This window comes from Acidilutibacter cellobiosedens (assembly GCF_004103715.1).
In the GTDB taxonomy this organism is placed as follows: domain Bacteria; phylum Bacillota; class Clostridia; order Tissierellales; family Acidilutibacteraceae; genus Acidilutibacter; species Acidilutibacter cellobiosedens.
Genome location: NZ_CP035282.1, coordinates 1,836,504 through 1,855,384, shown reverse-complemented (window position 1 = coordinate 1,855,384; position 18,881 = coordinate 1,836,504). Strand labels below are relative to the sequence as shown.

Here is an 18,881-nt window from a genome sequence, read left to right as displayed (position 1 = left end):
CAAAACCGGAAGGACGAAAATAACAAATGAACAAGTACACAATGAATGTATTATGCAAGGAATTCGGAATAAAAGAAGAAGTTATTAATTATACACTTAAGAGGGAAAGTTTAATCAAGGATAAATTTAATGATATTAATGAAATAAAGGAATACAATCAATATAAAGTCATTAACGCAATGCATAAGGCAAAATTAAGTTCATCAGATTTTCATTGGACAACAGGATATGGTTATGGAGACATAGGAAGAGATAAGGTAGAAAAAATTTATTCCTATGTTTTTAATGGGGAAGATGCTTTAGTAAGACCTACTATTGCATCGGGGACTCATGCCATTACATTAGTGCTTTCCGGAATATTAAGGCCTGAGGATGAATTTATCTGTATTACAGGGAGTCCTTATGATACTCTTCAAAAAATTATAGGAATTAAGGGACATGCGAAAGGAACTCTATTAGAGTATAATATAAAATATAAAGAAGTCCCTTTGGATAAAAACAACAGAATAGATTTAAAAACTGTACTTGAAACAATATCGAAAAAAACCAAATTGATACTTATTCAAAGATCAACAGGGTATAGTTCTCGAAATGCACTAACTATTGATGATATAAAAGAAGCAATAAAAGAAATAAAAGAGAAATTCCCCAATATAATTATAATGGTAGATAATTGCTATGGTGAATTTACTCAAAGATTGGAACCTATTGATGTAGGCGCGGATATAATGGCAGGATCATTGATAAAAAATCCAGGAGGAGGGATAGCTCTCTCCGGAGGATATGCAGTAGGGAAGAAGGAGTTAATAGAACTGGTAGCCTGTAGAAGTACTGCTCCTGGATTAGGAAAGGAATGCGGACTTACCTTTGGAACTACCCGCTCTACATTACAAGGGCTGTTTTTGTCGCCTCATGTAGTGTCGGAAGCCATGAAAGGAGCACTGCTAATGGCTTCTGTTTATAAAGGTCTTGGATTTAGAATTGTTCCGGATTTAAATGATGAAAGAAGTGATATAATCCAGGGAGTACAGTTAGGGACTCCTGAAGGGGTAGAAGAGTTTTGCAAAGGAATTCAGCAGGCTTCTCCTGTCGATTTCTATGTCACTCCGGAGCCATGGGATATGCCTGGATATGAAGATAAGGTTATAATGGCAGCAGGAGGATTTATAGATGGATCTTCTATTGAGCTTAGTGCCGACGGACCTATGAGGGAACCTTATTTTGCTTATTATCAAGGAGGGTTAACCTATGAGCATTGTAAGCTTGGAGTGATGATAAGCTTGAACAATTTATATAAAAAGAATTTAATAGAAAAATGTAAGTTGATTTGATCGGCTTACATTTTTCTATTATTTAAATAAGCTCTACATTTACTTTATCCAATATATTAGCTATATCTTTACCGGGATAATCTTCCGTTACTATAGCATCTATGTCATTCAGAGTAGCAAATTTAAAACTGCCGTCAAAATAAAACTTTTTATTTTCCATGACAAGATAGATAGTCTTACTGTTTTTTATTACGGCTTTTTTTGTATTTCCATCGTCAAAATCAAAAGTTGTAATACTTTTATCAAATATATTTATACCGCAACTACCTATAAAAGCTTTGGAAAATCTATAATTTAAAATGCTTTCAATTGTCATGGAACCTGTAAAACCGTTTAAAGCCTTATTTACTATACCGCCCGGACAGATAATCTTAATATCATTTTCATTACTATTTATAACCGATATAATATCCAGCATATTTGTTACTACCGTTAATTTTTTATCAGATTTTGAAATAAGTTTTGCAAGAAGTATATTGGTTGTAGATATATCTAAAAATACAGTTTCATTATTTTCTATTAAATTAAAGGCTTTTTCAGCAATCATGGCTTTAGATTCTAAATTTAAATTTCTTCTCTCGTCTATATTTTCATACAGAGCAGATTTTCGTATAGGGACAGCTCCACCATAAGTTCTTTTCAACAAATTTCTTTTTTCAAGTATTTTTAAATCCTTTCTGATGCAATCCTTAGTAACGTTAAATTTTTCACTCAAATCGTTGACGACAACTTTCCCTTCGTTGTTTAATACATTCAGTATTTCATTATGTCTTTCTTCTGTGAACATTTTAGACATCTTTTTAAATCACCCTTTTGTTCTAATAAATTAATTATATTATATATTATTTTAATAATAAAAAACAATAATACTCTATTGAAATATATATAAATTAGTAGTACAATAATAAAGAATAAACAATAATAAAAAATATTAAACAATAAATTTGTATATTATTATGTATAAATAAAAGGGGAGAGTAGAAAAATGAAATTTATGTTTGATACGGCTAATATTGAGGATATTAAAGAGTACAAAGATATTTTTCCTATAACAGGTATTACAAATAATCCAAGTATTATAAAAAAAGAAGGTAAAATTGATTTTTTTAATCATTTTAAAGAAATACGAAAAATATTGGGCTTTGAAAAAAGCATCCATATTCAGGTTGTGGCTGAAAATTGTGAGGGTATAATAAAAGACGCAGAAACAATACTTGAAAATATAGATAATAAAATATATATAAAAATACCTGTTACCGAAGAGGGATTGAAAGCTATGAGATTATTAAAATCCAAGGGAGTAAATATTACTGCAACGGCAGTTTATACAAAAATTCAAAGCCTTTTGGCTCTTGAAACAGGAGCTGATTTTATTGCACCGTATTTTAACAGAATGGAGAATATAGGTATAAATCCAAGAGAGGTAATAGAAACAACAGCAAATATGATAAATAAATATAATTATTCAACAGAAATACTTACAGCAAGTTTTAGAAATATAGGGCAGGTCGTAGATGCATTTTCTTCAGGTTCACAAGCCGTAACAGTACCACCTCAAATTTTACATGATTCACTTATGATGCCTTCAATACAAAAAGCTATAGGAGATTTTACTTTAGATTGGGAAAACATCTTTGGAAAAGAAAAGTCTATCTATAATTTATAAATAAAGGGAAGAGCTTCGATGAAAAAAATAATAGAAAATGATATTAACATATCTGCTTCTGTATCATGTATGGACCTTTGTCATCTAAAAAAGGATATGGAAGAAGTAGAAAAGAGCGGGGTATCTTTTTATCATTTTGATGTAGTGGACGGAAAATTTAACAGGTGTTTTATCTTAGGTGAACCTACTTTAAAATGTATGAGCAAAGAAACCGATTTACCTATTGAAGTACATTTAGCAGTATATGAGCCCGAAAAATTTATAGAGAATTACGCTAAAAATGGGGCGGATTATATAGCAGTTCATTATGAGGCTGTGAAAAATTTCAATAAAATATTTGGTATGATCCGCCATTACGGAGCAGAACCAATACTTGCCTATAAATCAACAACTCCGCCGGGAGAGGATTTTATATCATTGGCAAAGGAAGTCCCGTGGATATTAAAGCTTACAGTTAATCCGGGATTTTCGGGACAAAAAATGCAAACTACAGCAGTTAAACATATTCGTCAGATGAGAAAAATGTTAAATGATGCAGATTTAAAGACAAGAATTCAAGCAGATGGAAATGTTAATGTAAGTACAATTCCAATAATTGTAAAGGCAGGGGCTGATATTTTAACAGGTGGAACGTCAGGATTGTTTTTAGAAAATTATACAGTAAAAAAATGCTGCTCCAAGATGATTGAAGCTGCCAAAAATGCTATGTAAAGAATTACATTTTTCTAAACAATCCTATGACTTTTCCCAATACTATTACATTTTTAACGATTATAGGATCCATTGTAGGATTTTCAGGTTGAAGCCGTATATGGTCTTTTTCCTTAAAAAATCTTTTAACGGTAGCACTTTCTTCGTCAATAAGTGCTACGATTATATCACCGTTTTCGGCAGTAGTCTGTTGCCTTACTATTACATAATCTCCGTCGTATATTCCCGCATCGATCATACTTTCTCCATAGACTTTCAACATAAAGACATCATTATCTGCCACAAAATTTTTAGGCAGGGGAAACATGCCATCAAAATTTTGTACCGCAAGAATAGGCTGACCGGCAGTAACCTTTCCTATAATGGGGACTTGAACAGTTTTTCTACTGGAATTGGTATAATCACCGTAAAGTATTTCTATGGCCCTCGGTTTAGAAGGGTCTTTTTTTATGTAACCCTTTTTTTGAAGTTTTTCTAAATGAGCATGAACGGAAGAAGTAGAACTTAGTTTTACAGCACGGCATATCTCTCTGACAGAAGGGGGGTATCCTTTCTGATTTACTTCATCTTTAATAAAATTTAAAATTTCAGATTGTTTCGCATTTAGATCTTCATACATATAGAACACTCCTATAAAAAATTTATTACAAGAATTATAACATACAAAATTACAAAATTCAAACATAAGTTCTATAAGATTAATCCTTTGTCTTGATTTTAGAGAGAGGATTACTTTTTACAGCTTGTCTCAATCTTTCGTCATCTATATGGGTATATATTTGAGTAGTAGCTACGCTTTCATGGCCTAAAATTTCCTGTAAAGCTCTGATATCAACATCGCCGTATTTATACATCAATGTAGCTGCCGTATGTCTCAATTTATGGGTAGAATAAACAGATGTATCTAAACCCGCATCTTTTAAATATTTATCAACCATATGCTGAACAGCTCTATTGCTGATTCGCTGCCTTCTTTTGCTCAAGAATAAAGCTTCCTTTTCCTTATCAGAATAAGGGCGGACATCAATGTATCTGCTAATAGCTTCTATACATGATTCATTTAAGTAAATAGTCCTTTCTTTATTTCCTTTTCCTATTACTGATAAGGTATCATTTCTAATCTTATCCATGTCTATACTTACAAGTTCGGATAGTCTGAGACCGCAGTTAAGAAATAGGGTAATAATTGCATAATCTCTTTTCCTATATATTTCATTTGGATTTTTTTGTACAACATCCAAAAGATTTTCTGCTTCTTCTAAAGTTAAATAAACGGGTTGGCGGTTATCCTTCTTGGGAAATTCTAAATTTTCAGCGGGATTTTCTTCTATAACTTCAATTATGCTAAAAAGATAATGGAAAAAAGAACGGATGCTTGCTACTTTTCTTGATTTTGCATAATTGCCGTTGTTTCTCTGTTTATCTATATAAGAAATATATCCGTGGAGGTCCTGAAGACGAATTCTTTTTATCAATTGGATATCAACATCATCAATATTTATATTGTCGTAAGAAATATTTTTATCCACTAATTTAAATCTTTTTTTCATAAATCTAAGCATAGTTCTCAGATCAAAGTAATATTCCTTTACCGTGTTTGGAGATTTTCCCTTAATTGTCTCCATATAATCCAAGTAATCTCTTAGTATAGCCGGCATGTTTTCCATATCATATCATTCCCTTTCGAAAAAAGTTTAAATCTTAGTCACAAAATAAACATTTTGTGACTAATGTTATATATTCGATAAAGAATTGAAAAATCCTTCTTTAGAATATAAAAATATTTTTATTAGCATAAATTATTTTAGTTTTATTCTATAAGTTTTATAATTTTGTCTAATAACCATAATAATTATCCTGCTGTTTACTTTATTTAGTAATTTATTATACTGTAATTTTTAATATCCACGGAATTTACTTTGCCAATGATATAAAATCTTTTTTATCTTTATTCTTCAGTTAAAAAATCCTCAATAAGTTTTCATAATTTTATTATGTAAACCTATCGAGGATTCTTTATAGCCCAGAGGAAAATCCAATTTACCTTAAAAGGGTTTTTTTAATATATTTAAATATATAATTAACGCTCCTACAAAATCACATTCTTTATTTCGTTTTAGACTTTAAATTAATGGTAAAGCTCTCTCCTACTTTTTTAAATTCTCCGCTTACCTTACCGCTCTTTTTAGGAAATTCCCGGGCATAAGGAGTTAAAGTAACAGATGCAGCTTTATCGGATAAATCTCCGTAAATATTTTCATAAGCAAGTATAAAATTTTTATCACTCATCCTTCTCAATGAAAAAACCACCTTATTTCCTAAATTGTCCTGACCTCTCAGATCCAATTCATAATCTTTGTCGGACTCTCCTCTAATTTTTCCGATTATCTTTTGATTTACCGGATTATATCTGAATTCCTCCAAATTATAATTTAAATTGTCTATATTAAATGAATAGTTCATTGGCAATGTATAAGTATCAGCTGCAAGTTCGTCGCCATTTGCAGTAAATTCAAATTCCCATTTTCCGCTTATCTTTTTTTCATCTTTCCCGTCAAAATAATTCATATTTCTTAATATAATATTTATATCTACATCTTTATTTAATTCGATACCTTTTACATCAACAGAATCAACCATAAAAATTGTTTCTTGAGAATCGTCTATTGCTCCTCCGGTTCCTGACATACTATAATTTGTAAGTTTTTCTCCGTTTATAAAAATTTCAGTATCAAAACGAGCAAATTCTACGGGCTTATTTGCATTTACTATGGTAGAAAAGATTAATTCATCTTTATCTATAATCACTTCCCCTAATTTTACTTCAACTCCATTATCTTCTCTCACTTGTCCGACTACATTTGAATAAGGCTCAATATTTCTTTCAATGCCAAGAGATTTTCCGATAGAATATGATATTTTTGAAACCTTTGACTCAAAAGCGGCATATACATATTTACCGGTTTCCGTTTGACTAAAAATTCCTACAGTTAAAACTAAAGCTGCCGCAACAGTAACAATCTTTTTAAAATTAAGCTTTTTCTTCTTAAAATTATTTTTTAAGTTTTGCTTCTCTATATCACTTAATTCTTGTATTTCATAGCCTTCTAAGTTGAACTCCATGTTATTTATCAGTTCATACATGTTTTTAGACTTTTTCACTATCCTTACCTCCTTTTAAATTAAACAAATTCTTGATTTTGTTTCTTCCGCGGGAAATCCTATTATATATTACTGATTTAGTAAGCCCTGTTTTATCGCTTACCTCGTCCATATTAAATTCTTCAATATATAGTTTTTTAAAAATATTTTTATCTTCAGGAGACAATAGATTCAGCATTTCCTCTGTCTCTTCACTTATTTCTTTAGAAATGATTTTTTCTAAAGATTTATCTTCTACGGGAATTATTTCATCTTCAATATTTTTGTTCTTCATTTCTTTCAGATACTTTCTTTTATAATCTATAGCTTTATATTTAGCAATTCCACCAACCCAATTTTTAAAAGCAGATATCTCGGGACTATATGAATCAATATTCTCCCAAATTGCAAGTAAGCAATCATTCATACAATCCTCATAATAATTTGGAATATAATGAAGATGATTCTTAAGAACAGTTTTTATTATCCAAGCATAATTATCTATTACATAATCTAAGGATTTTTCATTCCCTGATTTCATCTCCTGTATAAAATTTTCTTCGGTTATTTTCAAAAATTTCACCTTCTCTAACTAAAATTAAATCCTACATGTAGTCATCTTTTAGTTCCTTCACCTATTATTTCGTAATAAAATTATAAAATCTATCTCCAAACAAAAATAAATTCCCAGAAAAATTTTCTAAGAATTTATTTTTGCTTAGGAAGACGATTATTAGTTTACATAATAATATTATGTAAACTAATAATCGTTTTTCAATATTGTTATATTACTTTATATTACCCTACTATAAAACATTTCAATATGAGGTATGTTATCTTCCAAGTATGGTTCAGAAACTTCTTTAAATCCAAAACTTTTATAGAAATTTACAAGATATGCTTGAGCTGAAATTCTAATTTCTCTTTCTTTTAAACTTCTTTCAATAAAATCTATTGCCTTTACCATCATATTTCTGGCTATATCTTTTCTACGATATTTTTTATCCACAACAACTCTCCCGATAGAAACTTCTTCATATGAAACTCCCCTTTTTAATATTCTCAAATATGCGATTATTTCTTCATTATTCTCTAAAAATAAATGATAGGCATCTTTATCTCTATTATCGCAATCCTCATAAGGACAATTCTGTTCCACAATAAACACTTGATTTCTTAATCTCAAAATATCATATAATTCCTTATTATTTAAATCTTCAAATTTTCTAATATTCCAGTCCATTTTATCAGTTACCTCCTTGACTCTAACCCTTATTATACTACAATACAAAAAGATTCAATAAAAAGCAATAGATGATTTATTATTTAAATAAGGTTGTTTTTTTGTTATTTTATATGTTATAATGATAGTGTTTTGTGTTATATTATAATATATAGTTCTATAATATAACACTAATATTGTTAGGGGGTATTCAATTGGATAATGAAAAAATTATACAATCGGTAGACAGAGCAATAAAAATATTAAATTGCTTTGAAAATAATGAAGAATTAGGAGTTACGGAGATTAGCAAATTGGTAGGGCTTCATAAAAGTACTACCTTTGGTTTAATTTCTACACTATATGCAAATGGTATTCTTGAAAAAAATGATAATTCAGGAAAATATAAATTGGGTCTTAAGCTATTTCGATTAGGTACCAAAGTGAATTCGTCTCTAAGACATATAGTTGTCCCTTATTTAGAACGATTAGTTAATATGTATCATGAAACAGCTAATTTAGTTATATTACATGATTTATCGGTAATATATCTGGAAAAAGTAGAAAGTCCTCTTTCCATTGCTATCAGTACTTTAGTGGGAGGAAGGCAACCTCTTCATTGTACAGCAGTAGGAAAAGCTATACTTGCTAATCTTTCTTCTGAAATATTAAAAGATAAAATTAGCAGGATGGAATTAACCAAATTCACAAGCAACACAATATGTGATAAAAAAACATTGATTGAATCTTTGGAAAACATAAAAAAGAAAGGATATGCGGAGGATTTTGAAGAACTTGAAATTGGATTACACTGTATCGCAGCACCAATACTAAACCATAATAATATGCCTTTTGCAGCAATCAGTATTTCAGGTCCTACATCCAGGATGAATGAAGATCTATGTAGGGAAATAGGCTTAAGTTTGGTTCAATACACAAGAGAAATTTCACAAAAACTTGGTTTTATCTAAGAAATCTTCAAAGAGGATAAAAGTTATTTCTTTCCTCTTTGAAAATTTGAAAACATGTTTATCTTACTATTTGTCAACATCAATTTGAAAGAATTTCAGATATTCTCCATATCCTTCTTTTTCTAAGTCCTCTTTTTTTATAAATTTCAGGGAAGCACTGTTTATACAGTATCTTAATCCCCCCATTTCCTTGGGTCCGTCGTTAAAAACATGGCCCAGATGAGAATTGCCATATTTACTTTTCACTTCTGTTCTTATCATGCCATGGCTTTTATCTGATTTTTCTATAATATTTTCATCTTTTATAGGCTTTGAAAAGCTCGGCCAACCGCATCCCGAATCAAATTTATCCTTGGAAGTAAATAAAGGTTCTCCGGAAACTATGTCAACATATATTCCCTCTTCATTATGGTCCCAATATTCATTTTGAAACGGTCTTTCCGTCATGTTTTGTTGAGTTACTTCATACTGAATAGGAGTAAGTTTTTTCTTTAGAGTCTCTCTATCCGGTTTGGAATATTCTTTGTCATTCATATTTTCACCTTCTTTAATTAATATTAAAATTTTAAAGTTTTACAAACTACATTTTATATTCGTTACCATTTCTCTTTCTTTTATACTATCACATAAGCTAAAATATTTTAATATCCCATACTCTTCCCTACTTTGTATAAAATATAAGGAATTTCGTCAAAAAAATAAACTGAATAGCTTGACATATATCCTTTATTGTTGTAAACTATAAAATAATACAATTTAATAAAACCTCACTTTTTCAAGTGAGGTAGAGGCGCGATATTCTAACAGTCTTTAGCGGAGTTCGAGAAAGCATTGATGCTAAGGAGAAGGAGATATCGCCGAAGTTTATAATATTTCTCAGTATTATTTGCTGGGCCTGCAGTTAAGAATTGCAGGACTGTCTCAATAAACACATATCCCAAGTTTATTGAGTTGTGCTATCTCATTAGGGGAAAAGAGAGGGATTTAAGGTTAAATAATATATAAAAGACTTAAGTTCACCTTATGTCTTTTTTTATTTGGCAAAATTCCCTAAAAATCAGATAGTACTATATATTACAACTGTATTCAATATAAAGAGGAGATGGATAGACATGAAGAAAAAGATATTATTATTAACATTAGTTTGCATGATGACACTTGTACTTTTAACAGGATGCGGGACAAGCAATGCTTCTGAGAAAACTGAACCTTTTAGAGTAGGCCTTGAAGCTTTATATCCTCCATTCAATTGGACTCAAATGGACAGCTCCAATGGTGCTGTAAAAATTGATGGAAGTAAAGAATATGCAGGCGGATATGATGTTGAAATAGCTAAAAGAATTGCTGAAGGTTTAGGAAAAAAATTAGTTATTGTTAAAATTGAATGGGACGGCCTTGTGCCGGCACTAACTTCAGGAAAAATTGATGCAATAATAGCAGGTATGTCCCCTACCGCTAAGCGAAAAGAAACCATAGATTTTTCAGATAACTACTATAAATCGGATTTGGTCATGGTTGTAAAAAAAGACGGAGCTTATGAAAAAGCAGATTCCTTAAATGATTTTAAAGGAGCAAAAATAACGGCCCAGTTAAACACATTTCACTATACAGTAATCGATCAGATTAAGGGTGTAAAAAAGCAGCCTGCTATGGATAACTTTTCAGCAATGAGAGTTGCTCTTAAATCGGGAATAATAGATGGATATGTATCGGAACGTCCCGAAGGAATCAGTGCGGAAACTGCCGACAAGGATTTCAAAATGGTAGAATTAAAAGACGGCTTTACTACATCTGATGATGATACTGCCATAGCTGTAGGAATTGCAAAAAATAGTGACCTGACTGAAAAAATCAATAAAATATTATCAAAAATTTCGGAAAAAGAACAAAAAACTCTAATGGATAATGCTATCAAAAATCAACCTATAGCCAATTAAGAGGTGAAAAAAAATGAGTTTAGAATGGATAATAAGGATTGTCTCGGAAAACTGGCCTATGTTCCTTCGCGGAGCAGGAATGACTCTTTTTATTTCCACAATAGGTACTGTTATAGGTTTCATAATAGGCTTATTGGTAGGAATTATTCGTACCATTCCGCTTCCTGAAAGAGGAATAAAGAAAGTTTTTCTTAAAATTATTGATGCTGTTCTTTTTATGTACGTAGAGTTATTCAGGGGAACACCCATGATCGTACAGGCAATGGTTATATATTACGGTTCTGCTTTGGCCTTTGATATAGATATTAATAAGTTGTATGCAGCAATTATTATTGTTTCCGTTAACACCGGAGCATACATGGCGGAAATTATCCGCGGAGGCATCGTTTCTGTTGATGAAGGTCAGTCTGATGCAGCCCGTTCTATAGGAATGAATCATATTCAAACCATGTGGAATATAGTATTGCCCCAGGGAATACGAAATATTTTGCCGTCAATCGGTAACGAATTTGTAATAAATATAAAGGATACGTCCGTACTCAATGTGATTTCCGTATCGGAATTATATTTTCAGACGAAATCAATTTCAGGCAATAACTTCAGATACTTCGAATCATTTTTCGTTGCATGTATCCTTTATTTTATAATGACCTTTACAGTAACACGAATCTTATATTTTGTTGAAAAGAAATTGGATGGTCCCGAAAACTATTCTATATATACCGCAAATGTAAACAGGAATTTCTAAAAATTTTTAAGTAATTTAGAAGGGATGAGGACTATATGAAGAAAATTATTGATATTCAGCATTTAAACAAATCATTCGGAACCCACGAAATACTAAAAGATATTAATTTTTCCGTAAATGAAGGAGAAGTAATTTGTATCATAGGTTCTTCCGGATCAGGTAAATCAACGCTCCTTCGCTGTGTCAATCTTTTGGAAAAACCGAACGGAGGAAAAATCATATATAAGGGCAGAAATATTTTAGATGACATTCATGACATATACGGATACAGAACAAATTTAGGCATGGTTTTTCAGCAGTTCAATTTATTTAATAATTACAACATATTAGATAATTGTACCTTAGGACAAATAAAAGTGTTGAAGCGTTCAAAGGAAGAAGCTAAAAAAACAGCTATGAAATATCTGAAAACAGTTGAAATGGATAAATATATTAATGCAAGGCCAAAGCAATTATCCGGAGGTCAAAAACAGAGAGTAGCTATTGCAAGAGCTCTCTCTATGGAACCGGATATTATGCTGTTTGATGAACCCACATCAGCTCTTGACCCAGAAATGGTGGAAGAAGTTCTGAAAATTATAAAAAAACTTGCTCAGACCGGACTTACGATGATTATAGTAACTCATGAAATGAAATTTGCAAAGGATGTTTCGGATCGGGTAGTCTTTATGGATAAAGGTATCATTGAAGAAGAAGGAAGTTCAGAACAGATCTTTAGCAATCCGGTAAAAAAACGAACCAGAGAATTCTTAAAGCTTGCAGTACAATAATCAAATCAGGATACTATATACACGATAGTATCCTGATTATTATTTCTACTTATATTAAGGGAAAATCAAATATGAATTTTTTAATGCTTTATAGAGTGCATGGTATTGACTAATTCTACTCGAATATTAACATCATTTTCGGAATCCGAATTTCTGTAGCGATCTTCATACTTATAATATACTTTACTTATTATGCAGCCCACATAATAACAATCTTCGGTCTCCGTATACCAATCTACTAAAACGGTTCTGTCTGTAACTCTACATGCATCGTCTACATATCTTGAATTTAAGTTTATCAGTTCATCATCAGACAATTTAGACAGTTCACTGTCAAACAGCCTGAGTTTACATACATAGTAGTATTCTCCCTTTGAAAAAGTGGTATTTATAACCTTTATATTCTCATTTCCGTTTTGTTCCTCCCCTATATAGATATTTCTTTCTCCGTCCTTTTTTTTCACCAAATTGGTCATGTTCTCAAAATCCTTTTCATAATAATCTCCTATGGCCTTTTTAGTCTCGGAATCATACTTATTGATATAAAAACTATACTGAATGTCAGAAGGATCATTATTTTTATAGCATAGAATACCAAAGCCTCCTATGGGAAATTTATCGTACAGTTCTTTAAAGGTTGGTTTTCTTCTGAAATAGTTTATTGCTTTATCCAACGTTTCTCCTCTGTAAGGCTTTCCGGGAAGATCGAAGTCCATATTTAAGTTATAAGTTCCATCCTCAATTTCCATACTTCCGCAAAAACTTTCATCCAAATCGGACAAGCTGCTTACAGTCGTCCTGTATTGATTCTGAACATAAAAATTAATTTGTTCCGGGTGTTCGTTACTGAGCTCATAAAAAACATATTCTCCGAAATCCAAAGAATTCATATATGTAGTCATCTTATTCACCGATGTTTGTACGTTTCCATTCAACAATTTATCTGTTTTGGTCCGAGCAATTTGCTTGATAAAATCAAAGGACATATTCGAGATATCCTCCAATTTGTCCATATCTACGGCATCTGCATTATCCTTTGATGTATTGGGATATAATGTTTTCTCATAGTCCATATTATATATATAAATATAATTTGTAAAATTAACATGGTCTGAAAGATACTGATTGTCTTCTTTAAGGGAATACTTATCCCCAAAGATATTATTCATATTCTTCTTTATTAAATCCTCTGATATGCTGTTCGACATTCCGTAGTATACGGTATCAGTCCCCTTTTCTCCAATACAATCGAAATTTATATCTATTACATTATTGTATTTTAAATTCATCAAGGTACTGAATTCTTTGCTTCCCGAAAGTCCTTCTTCTTCAGCATTAAGGAACGCAAAGACTATATCCTTATCCGTATTTATCTTTTCATCGATTGTCCTATGGAGGCTGTCCAATACAACGGCTACTCCGCTTCCGTTGTCGAGTATACCTTTTGAATACTTTCCTTCACTCTTTCCTATTGAATCAAAATGAGCACTCAATACCAAGGCATCCTTATTTTCATTTTTCCCATATATCATATAAACATTTTCCAATTTGACATCCTTTATATCCGCTTCTAATGATATCTCGACACTCTTATTGCTGAATTTTTCTGCTTTTTTAAAACTTTGTTCATCTACACGCAGTCTCATAGCATCTTCCTTTACTAAAGGAGGTATACCGTCATTTTCAGCCCCACCTAAAACGATAGTTGCAACGATATTGGCATAATACTGGCTTTTGCCTAAATTTTTAATATCACTTATTAAATATATATAGTCTTCTTCCTTGTTATTTTTAATCTCATTTAAATCATCAGTAACCACAGCATTATGTATTTTCATCTTTTCTGTATTTAAAGAGGTAAATTTGGCATTATCCATATCAAAAGAAATACCGCTGTCCTCGTCGGATATGATGAGTTTCGGATTTTCCCCCATCTTCACCGTAAATTCCTGGGTATACATCTTCAGATTATCGCTTTCCAGGCTTCTCAAATATTTTTTCAGATTATCCGTAAATTCATAGTTTCCCTTTGCATTAATTCCCCTGTATTCGATATCTTCTAACGCATATAAAGTACTTTTTACCGTTGAAAAATCAGGCTTTAATGTTTCTTTGGCACACCCCATTAATAAAAGAAGGGCGGCTGACAATAATATTATTTTTTTTATATTTTTTCTTACCATTTTTTCTCTTTTAATCATTTTAACTTATTCACCATCTTATATACATCATTTATATATTTTGAATTTAATTTCATCAGTTCTTCATCGGATAACTTGGACAGTTCATCATCAAACAAATCAAATGTACATACATAGTAGTATTCTCCTTCTGAAAAAGTAGTTCTTATACTTTTTATATACCTGTTTCCGTTTTGTTCATTCCCTATATATATATTTCTTTCTTCATTTTTCTTTTTAACTAAATTATCCATACTTTCAAAGTTCTTGTCATAATAGTCCCCTATGGCCTTTTTAGTCTCGGAATCATACTTCTGGAAGTAAAAACCGTATTGGTGCTGGTCAAGGTCATTATTTTTATAACATAAAATGGAAACTCTTTTTATAGGAAACTTATTGTATAGCTCTTTAAAGCTCGGAGTTTCGTCAAAATAATTTTCTACTTTGTCTAACTTTTTTCCATCATAAGGTATCTCCGGTAAGTCAAAATCTATATATAGGCTATAACTTCCATCCTCAACCTCCATATTTCTCAAGGAATTTTCATCTATATCAGATAAGCTGTTTACAGTCATTTTATACTTATCCTGAATGTAAAAATCAATCTTATCCGTATGTTCATCTTTGTATTCATAAAAAACATATTCTCCAAAATTTAATGAATTCATATATGTAACTTCTTTATGAACCGATGTTTGGACATTTTTCGTCATCAATTCGTTCGTCTTGACTTGAGATATCTGTCTGACAAAATCAAAGCATTTTTTTGAAATATCCTCCAATTTATTTATGTCCATAATATCTATATTATCTTTTGATGTATGAATAATAACGGAGTCCGGATATTTCATATTATATATGTAAATATAGTTTGCAAAATTTCTATGGTCCGACGGATAATAATCATATTTTTCAACAGGGTATTTATCCGAAAAAACCTCTTCTACATTTTTCTTTACCAAATCTTCGGATATGCTGTCGGACATCCCGTAGTATATAGTATCGGTTCCCTTTTCTCCGAGACAGTCGAAATTTATATCTATTACATTACTATATTTTTGATCCATCAAGGTACTGAATTCTTTACTTCCCAAAAGCCGTCCTTCCTCGGCATTAAAAAATGCAAAGACTATATCCTTATCCGTATTCAGCTTTTCATTGATTGTCCTGCGGAGGCTGTCCAATACCACGGCTACTCCGCTTCCGTTGTCGAGTATCCCCTTAGAATATTTTACTTCACTCTTCCCTATTGAATCAAAATGAGCACTCAATACCAAGGCATCCTTATTTTCATTTTTCCCATATATCATATAGACATTTTCCAATTTGACATCCTTTATATCCGCTTCTAATGATATTTCTGCACTCTTATTGTTGAATTTTTCTGCTTTTTTTAAAGTTTGTTCATCTACAAGAAGTCCGGGAATCCCGTCTTCTACCATAGGAAAGATATCATCATTTTCAGCTTTGCTTAAAGCGATAGTTGCAACGATATTGGCATAATACTGGCTTTTGCCTAAATTTTTAATATCCCTTATTAAATATATATAGTCTTCTTCCTTGTTATTTTTAATCTCATTTAAATCATCAGTAACCACAGCATTATGTATTTTCATCTTTTCTGTATTTAAGGAGGTAAATTTGGCATTATCCATATCAAAAGAAATACCGCTGTCCTCGTCGGATATGATGAGTTTTGGATTCTCCCCCATTTTCACCGTAAATTCCTGAGTATACATCTTCAGATTATCGCTTTCCAGGTTTTTTAAATATTTTTTTAGATTATCCGTAAATTCATAGTTTCCCTTTGTATTAATTCCCCTGTATTCGATGTCTTCCAATGCATATAAAGTACTTTTTACCGTTGAAAAATCAGGCTTTAATGTTTCTTTAGCACAGCCTGTCAGTAAAAGAAGTATGATTAACAAAAATATGACTTTTTTGATATTTTTTCTATTCATTTTTTCTCCTCCTTTATCTTTAGGTATAATATAAAAAAATGCCATATGCTGATATTTTAATTAATTAAATATGATAAGGTTAAATTTATTAATGATTTATTGAATGCCTTGTAGAAATCAGTGTTCTTCGCTCAGCACTATCAGTATGTCCACAATACGTACATCTGTAATAATCTTCATATAGTTGATATGTTTTGGTCACTATACAACCTTCATAATAGCAATCTTCAGTTTCTGTTTCTTGACCTCTTTCAACTGTATCATATTTTAGAAAACTCCCTCTTCCACATTCAGGACATATTGGTGACATGATTTCTTCTTGACCTTCTATTTGACTATCATCTGTGTCTGCAAATACTGGAACAAATATTGCAAACATTAACAACACAACTAAAAAAACAGATATATATTTTTTCATCATATTACTCCCCTTTTATTATTCTTTCTATTGTTATCTTAAGTCTCTATTACCCTTTGATGTACTCAGCATATGGCATTAAATAAAAAGCTCTTTTTATTTTCTTTTCCTTGTTATCTCTATATCATAAGTGAATATCGTATCTGCCATATTTAATATCGTAATTTTATATTTCTTTCCATGCTTTGCGTTTATGGTAGTTATATTGATGTCGTTCCGATATATTTTGCTGTATATTTCCTCTCCTCCTTCTGTAATAACGAGCTTGTACTCCTTCTTATCTCCTGGCGATGAGGTGCTGTGTATCTCGGTTCTGAATTGATTATAGTCTCCGGTCGTGAGGGAATTCATTTTAAAGGAATAGCTTTCATTGTCATAGGAATCCAAAATATCGTGTTCAGACATACTATGCTGTATTAAATCACCATCATCCTTTTCGGTATAGTTTTCTATGGTTTTCGGAATTTTTCCGTATCCTTCTGATTTAACAAAAGAAAGCATGAAGAATAATACCGTTATTACACTTATGATCCGTGATAAAACTCTTGACTTTTTATATTCCACGATAGCCTTTACTCTTTCCCTCGTCGGATGAATACCAAAACCCGATGCAAAATCTTTAAAATCATTCTCTTTTTGGGATAGAAATAATATCGTTTCAATATATTCTTTTTTTATTTTATATCCCAACTTGTCCAAAATTTCCTTATCACATGTAATTTCCAAGTCTCTGTTGATATACTTATACATAACCCAAATCAGAGGGTTAAACCAGTATATGCATATTATTATATTTATAACTATTTTCCAAATTTGATCAAATCTCTTTATATGTATAAACTCATGTTCCAAAATGTATTTTAAGTTTATATTGTCATTATTTAAAACGTTTTCCGGAAATATTATTTTTGGTTTGAAAACCCCATAAGTAATTGGAGTCCTAATATCATCATTTTTTAGTATCACTATCTTCCTTTTTGAAAGATCGCTTCCCATCCAATATTTAATTTCTTCACTGTAGTCAACTTTCGTTGATCGCCTTAATCTTTTTATTTGCCAATGTATATGAAGAATTACATAAATGCCTATAATCAATATGGTTATATATTGATATAATCTCGGAAACCTAAAGTTGAAATTATCTTCGAAATTATATATGTATAAATTCAATCTGGGCAAAATGGACCCAGTACTGTTTTTTAAAAAATCCTTCTCTGGAATTTTAAAGTCCGGTTGAATATAAAACGGCGTTATCAATCGGAGAATAATGATTACCCATAGAACCATAACAGTATATTTAGGCGCTCTATAAATTAAGAATTTTCTTAATAATACAATAACAGCAATGAATATCCCCGCTATAAGACCTCTTTCGATAATATACATAATTTCACTTCCAAACCGTTTTAAGCTTTATCCAATTTGTCAAACATCTTTTTAATCTCTTCTATATCCTTCGAAGATAATTTTTTTGTGCTCAAAAATGTTGATAGATAATTTATTGCAGAACCTTTAAATATGCCGTCAATTAATCTCTCTGTTTCAGTTATTGCAATTTCTTCTTTAGATACCAATGGTTTAATGGTATAGTTTGGATAATACCTTTCTATAGCCCCTTTATCGATCAGCTTCTTTAAAACAGTATAAGTAGTATTTCTTTTCCACCCTAATTCTTTTTCCAATACCTTTGCTACTTCCAGGGCCTGTATTTCATTTCTTTCGTTTATATACTTTTCATTCCAGATTACTTCCATAACATTTAGCTCGGAATTGCTGAGTCTCATATAATGAACCTCCTACATATTCATTCTATTATTTAATACTA

The 18,881-nt window shown here is 31.1% G+C and carries 19 protein-coding genes and 1 riboswitch; of the genes, 7 read left to right on the top strand and 12 right to left on the bottom strand.

Going from position 1 to position 18,881, the window contains the following annotated elements; all coding sequences use genetic code 11:
- Positions 1-26 precede the first annotated feature (26 nt).
- Positions 27-1,331 carry a methionine gamma-lyase family protein gene (locus EQM13_RS08930; RefSeq protein ID WP_071138679.1) on the top strand — a complete coding sequence of 435 codons (1,305 nt, stop codon included), beginning with the start codon at positions 27-29 and terminating at the stop codon, positions 1,329-1,331.
- Between the two features lie 22 nt (positions 1,332-1,353).
- Here EQM13_RS08930 and EQM13_RS08925 read toward each other — a convergent pair whose 3' ends face one another.
- Positions 1,354-2,127, bottom strand: a complete 774-nt coding sequence (locus tag EQM13_RS08925; RefSeq protein WP_206172975.1) for a DeoR/GlpR family DNA-binding transcription regulator — start codon at positions 2,125-2,127, stop codon at positions 1,354-1,356.
- A 189-nt stretch (positions 2,128-2,316) separates the two neighbouring features.
- Here EQM13_RS08925 and EQM13_RS08920 point away from each other — a divergent pair, with 189 nt between their 5' ends.
- Both EQM13_RS08920 and EQM13_RS08915 read left to right on the top strand, forming a co-directional pair.
- Positions 2,317-2,997, top strand: coding sequence for a fructose-6-phosphate aldolase (locus EQM13_RS08920; RefSeq protein WP_128752483.1), 681 nt, complete (start codon positions 2,317-2,319; stop codon positions 2,995-2,997).
- Positions 2,998-3,015: 18 nt separating this feature from the next.
- Positions 3,016-3,708: a ribulose-phosphate 3-epimerase gene (locus tag EQM13_RS08915; protein WP_071138681.1), complete on the top strand. Its 693-nt coding sequence runs from the start codon at positions 3,016-3,018 to the stop codon at positions 3,706-3,708.
- Between the two features lie 4 nt (positions 3,709-3,712).
- Here the strand turns inward: EQM13_RS08915 and lexA are convergent, their stop codons facing one another.
- The 5 genes from lexA to EQM13_RS08890 form a co-directional block, all read right to left on the bottom strand.
- A complete protein-coding gene (gene lexA / locus EQM13_RS08910; protein WP_071138682.1) occupies positions 3,713-4,327 on the bottom strand; it encodes a transcriptional repressor LexA in 615 nt (204 codons plus the stop codon).
- A 79-nt stretch (positions 4,328-4,406) separates the two neighbouring features.
- A complete protein-coding gene (locus EQM13_RS08905) occupies positions 4,407-5,375 on the bottom strand; it encodes a tyrosine recombinase XerC (RefSeq protein WP_071138683.1) in 969 nt (322 codons plus the stop codon).
- 439 nt (positions 5,376-5,814) lie between these two features.
- A complete protein-coding gene (locus EQM13_RS08900) occupies positions 5,815-6,870 on the bottom strand; it encodes a DUF4179 domain-containing protein (protein ID WP_071138684.1) in 1,056 nt (351 codons plus the stop codon).
- Positions 6,857-7,423, bottom strand: coding sequence for a sigma-70 family RNA polymerase sigma factor (locus EQM13_RS08895; RefSeq protein WP_071138685.1), 567 nt, complete (start codon positions 7,421-7,423; stop codon positions 6,857-6,859). Before EQM13_RS08895 ends, EQM13_RS08900 begins: the two co-directional genes overlap by 14 nt.
- 219 nt (positions 7,424-7,642) lie before the next feature.
- A complete protein-coding gene (locus tag EQM13_RS08890) occupies positions 7,643-8,092 on the bottom strand; it encodes a GNAT family N-acetyltransferase (RefSeq protein WP_071138686.1) in 450 nt (149 codons plus the stop codon).
- Positions 8,093-8,286: 194 nt separating this feature from the next.
- Here EQM13_RS08890 and EQM13_RS08885 point away from each other — a divergent pair, with 194 nt between their 5' ends.
- Positions 8,287-9,042 carry an IclR family transcriptional regulator gene (locus tag EQM13_RS08885; RefSeq protein WP_128752482.1) on the top strand — a complete coding sequence of 252 codons (756 nt, stop codon included), beginning with the start codon at positions 8,287-8,289 and terminating at the stop codon, positions 9,040-9,042.
- A gap of 66 nt (positions 9,043-9,108) precedes the next feature.
- Here the strand turns inward: EQM13_RS08885 and msrB are convergent, their stop codons facing one another.
- Positions 9,109-9,576, bottom strand: coding sequence for a peptide-methionine (R)-S-oxide reductase MsrB (gene msrB / locus EQM13_RS08880; protein WP_071138687.1), 468 nt, complete (start codon positions 9,574-9,576; stop codon positions 9,109-9,111).
- A gap of 243 nt (positions 9,577-9,819) precedes the next feature.
- A riboswitch (Lysine riboswitch) is annotated at positions 9,820-10,009 on the top strand.
- Positions 10,010-10,154: 145 nt separating this feature from the next.
- On the opposite strand from msrB, the gene EQM13_RS18730 reads away from it, so the two are divergent.
- From EQM13_RS18730 to EQM13_RS08865, 3 genes are read left to right on the top strand one after another with little or no spacing between them, the layout of a single operon-like run.
- Positions 10,155-10,979, top strand: coding sequence for a transporter substrate-binding domain-containing protein (locus EQM13_RS18730; protein ID WP_071138688.1), 825 nt, complete (start codon positions 10,155-10,157; stop codon positions 10,977-10,979).
- 13 nt (positions 10,980-10,992) lie between these two features.
- Positions 10,993-11,727, top strand: coding sequence for an amino acid ABC transporter permease (locus tag EQM13_RS18725; protein ID WP_071138689.1), 735 nt, complete (start codon positions 10,993-10,995; stop codon positions 11,725-11,727).
- Between the two features lie 35 nt (positions 11,728-11,762).
- On the top strand, positions 11,763-12,497 hold the full coding sequence (locus tag EQM13_RS08865; RefSeq protein WP_114217745.1) for an amino acid ABC transporter ATP-binding protein: 735 nt from the start codon (positions 11,763-11,765) through the stop codon (positions 12,495-12,497).
- Between the two features lie 80 nt (positions 12,498-12,577).
- Here the strand turns inward: EQM13_RS08865 and EQM13_RS08860 are convergent, their stop codons facing one another.
- From EQM13_RS08860 to EQM13_RS08840, 5 genes are all read right to left on the bottom strand, one after another.
- Entirely contained in the window at positions 12,578-14,698 is a 2,121-nt protein-coding gene (locus EQM13_RS08860; RefSeq protein WP_128752481.1) for a M28 family metallopeptidase, read from the bottom strand.
- Positions 14,695-16,638: a M28 family metallopeptidase gene (locus EQM13_RS08855; RefSeq protein ID WP_161567206.1), complete on the bottom strand. Its 1,944-nt coding sequence runs from the start codon at positions 16,636-16,638 to the stop codon at positions 14,695-14,697. Before EQM13_RS08855 ends, EQM13_RS08860 begins: the two co-directional genes overlap by 4 nt.
- Before the next feature lie 88 nt (positions 16,639-16,726).
- Positions 16,727-17,056, bottom strand: a complete 330-nt coding sequence (locus EQM13_RS08850) for a hypothetical protein (protein ID WP_114217748.1) — start codon at positions 17,054-17,056, stop codon at positions 16,727-16,729.
- 96 nt (positions 17,057-17,152) lie between these two features.
- Complete coding sequence (locus EQM13_RS08845) at positions 17,153-18,442, bottom strand: M56 family metallopeptidase (RefSeq protein WP_128752480.1); 1,290 nt, start codon at positions 18,440-18,442, stop codon at positions 17,153-17,155.
- Positions 18,443-18,462: 20 nt separating this feature from the next.
- Positions 18,463-18,840, bottom strand: a complete 378-nt coding sequence (locus tag EQM13_RS08840; protein ID WP_114217750.1) for a BlaI/MecI/CopY family transcriptional regulator — start codon at positions 18,838-18,840, stop codon at positions 18,463-18,465.
- Positions 18,841-18,881: the final 41 nt, after the last annotated feature.

Coding starts and splice junctions, on each gene's coding strand:
- EQM13_RS08930 (WP_071138679.1), top strand. CDS start 27: ATGAACAAGTACACAATGAATGTATTATGCAAGGAATTCGGAATAAAA.
- EQM13_RS08925 (WP_206172975.1), bottom strand. CDS start 2,127: ATGTCTAAAATGTTCACAGAAGAAAGACATAATGAAATACTGAATGTA.
- EQM13_RS08920 (WP_128752483.1), top strand. CDS start 2,317: ATGAAATTTATGTTTGATACGGCTAATATTGAGGATATTAAAGAGTAC.
- EQM13_RS08915 (WP_071138681.1), top strand. CDS start 3,016: ATGAAAAAAATAATAGAAAATGATATTAACATATCTGCTTCTGTATCA.
- lexA (WP_071138682.1), bottom strand. CDS start 4,327: ATGTATGAAGATCTAAATGCGAAACAATCTGAAATTTTAAATTTTATT.
- EQM13_RS08905 (WP_071138683.1), bottom strand. CDS start 5,375: ATGGAAAACATGCCGGCTATACTAAGAGATTACTTGGATTATATGGAG.
- EQM13_RS08890 (WP_071138686.1), bottom strand. CDS start 8,092: ATGGACTGGAATATTAGAAAATTTGAAGATTTAAATAATAAGGAATTA.
- msrB (WP_071138687.1), bottom strand. CDS start 9,576: ATGAATGACAAAGAATATTCCAAACCGGATAGAGAGACTCTAAAGAAA.
- EQM13_RS18730 (WP_071138688.1), top strand. CDS start 10,155: ATGAAGAAAAAGATATTATTATTAACATTAGTTTGCATGATGACACTT.
- EQM13_RS18725 (WP_071138689.1), top strand. CDS start 10,993: ATGAGTTTAGAATGGATAATAAGGATTGTCTCGGAAAACTGGCCTATG.
- EQM13_RS08865 (WP_114217745.1), top strand. CDS start 11,763: ATGAAGAAAATTATTGATATTCAGCATTTAAACAAATCATTCGGAACC.
- EQM13_RS08860 (WP_128752481.1), bottom strand. CDS start 14,698: ATGATTAAAAGAGAAAAAATGGTAAGAAAAAATATAAAAAAAATAATA.
- EQM13_RS08855 (WP_161567206.1), bottom strand. CDS start 16,638: ATGAATAGAAAAAATATCAAAAAAGTCATATTTTTGTTAATCATACTT.
- EQM13_RS08850 (WP_114217748.1), bottom strand. CDS start 17,056: ATGAAAAAATATATATCTGTTTTTTTAGTTGTGTTGTTAATGTTTGCA.
- EQM13_RS08845 (WP_128752480.1), bottom strand. CDS start 18,442: ATGTATATTATCGAAAGAGGTCTTATAGCGGGGATATTCATTGCTGTT.
- EQM13_RS08840 (WP_114217750.1), bottom strand. CDS start 18,840: ATGAGACTCAGCAATTCCGAGCTAAATGTTATGGAAGTAATCTGGAAT.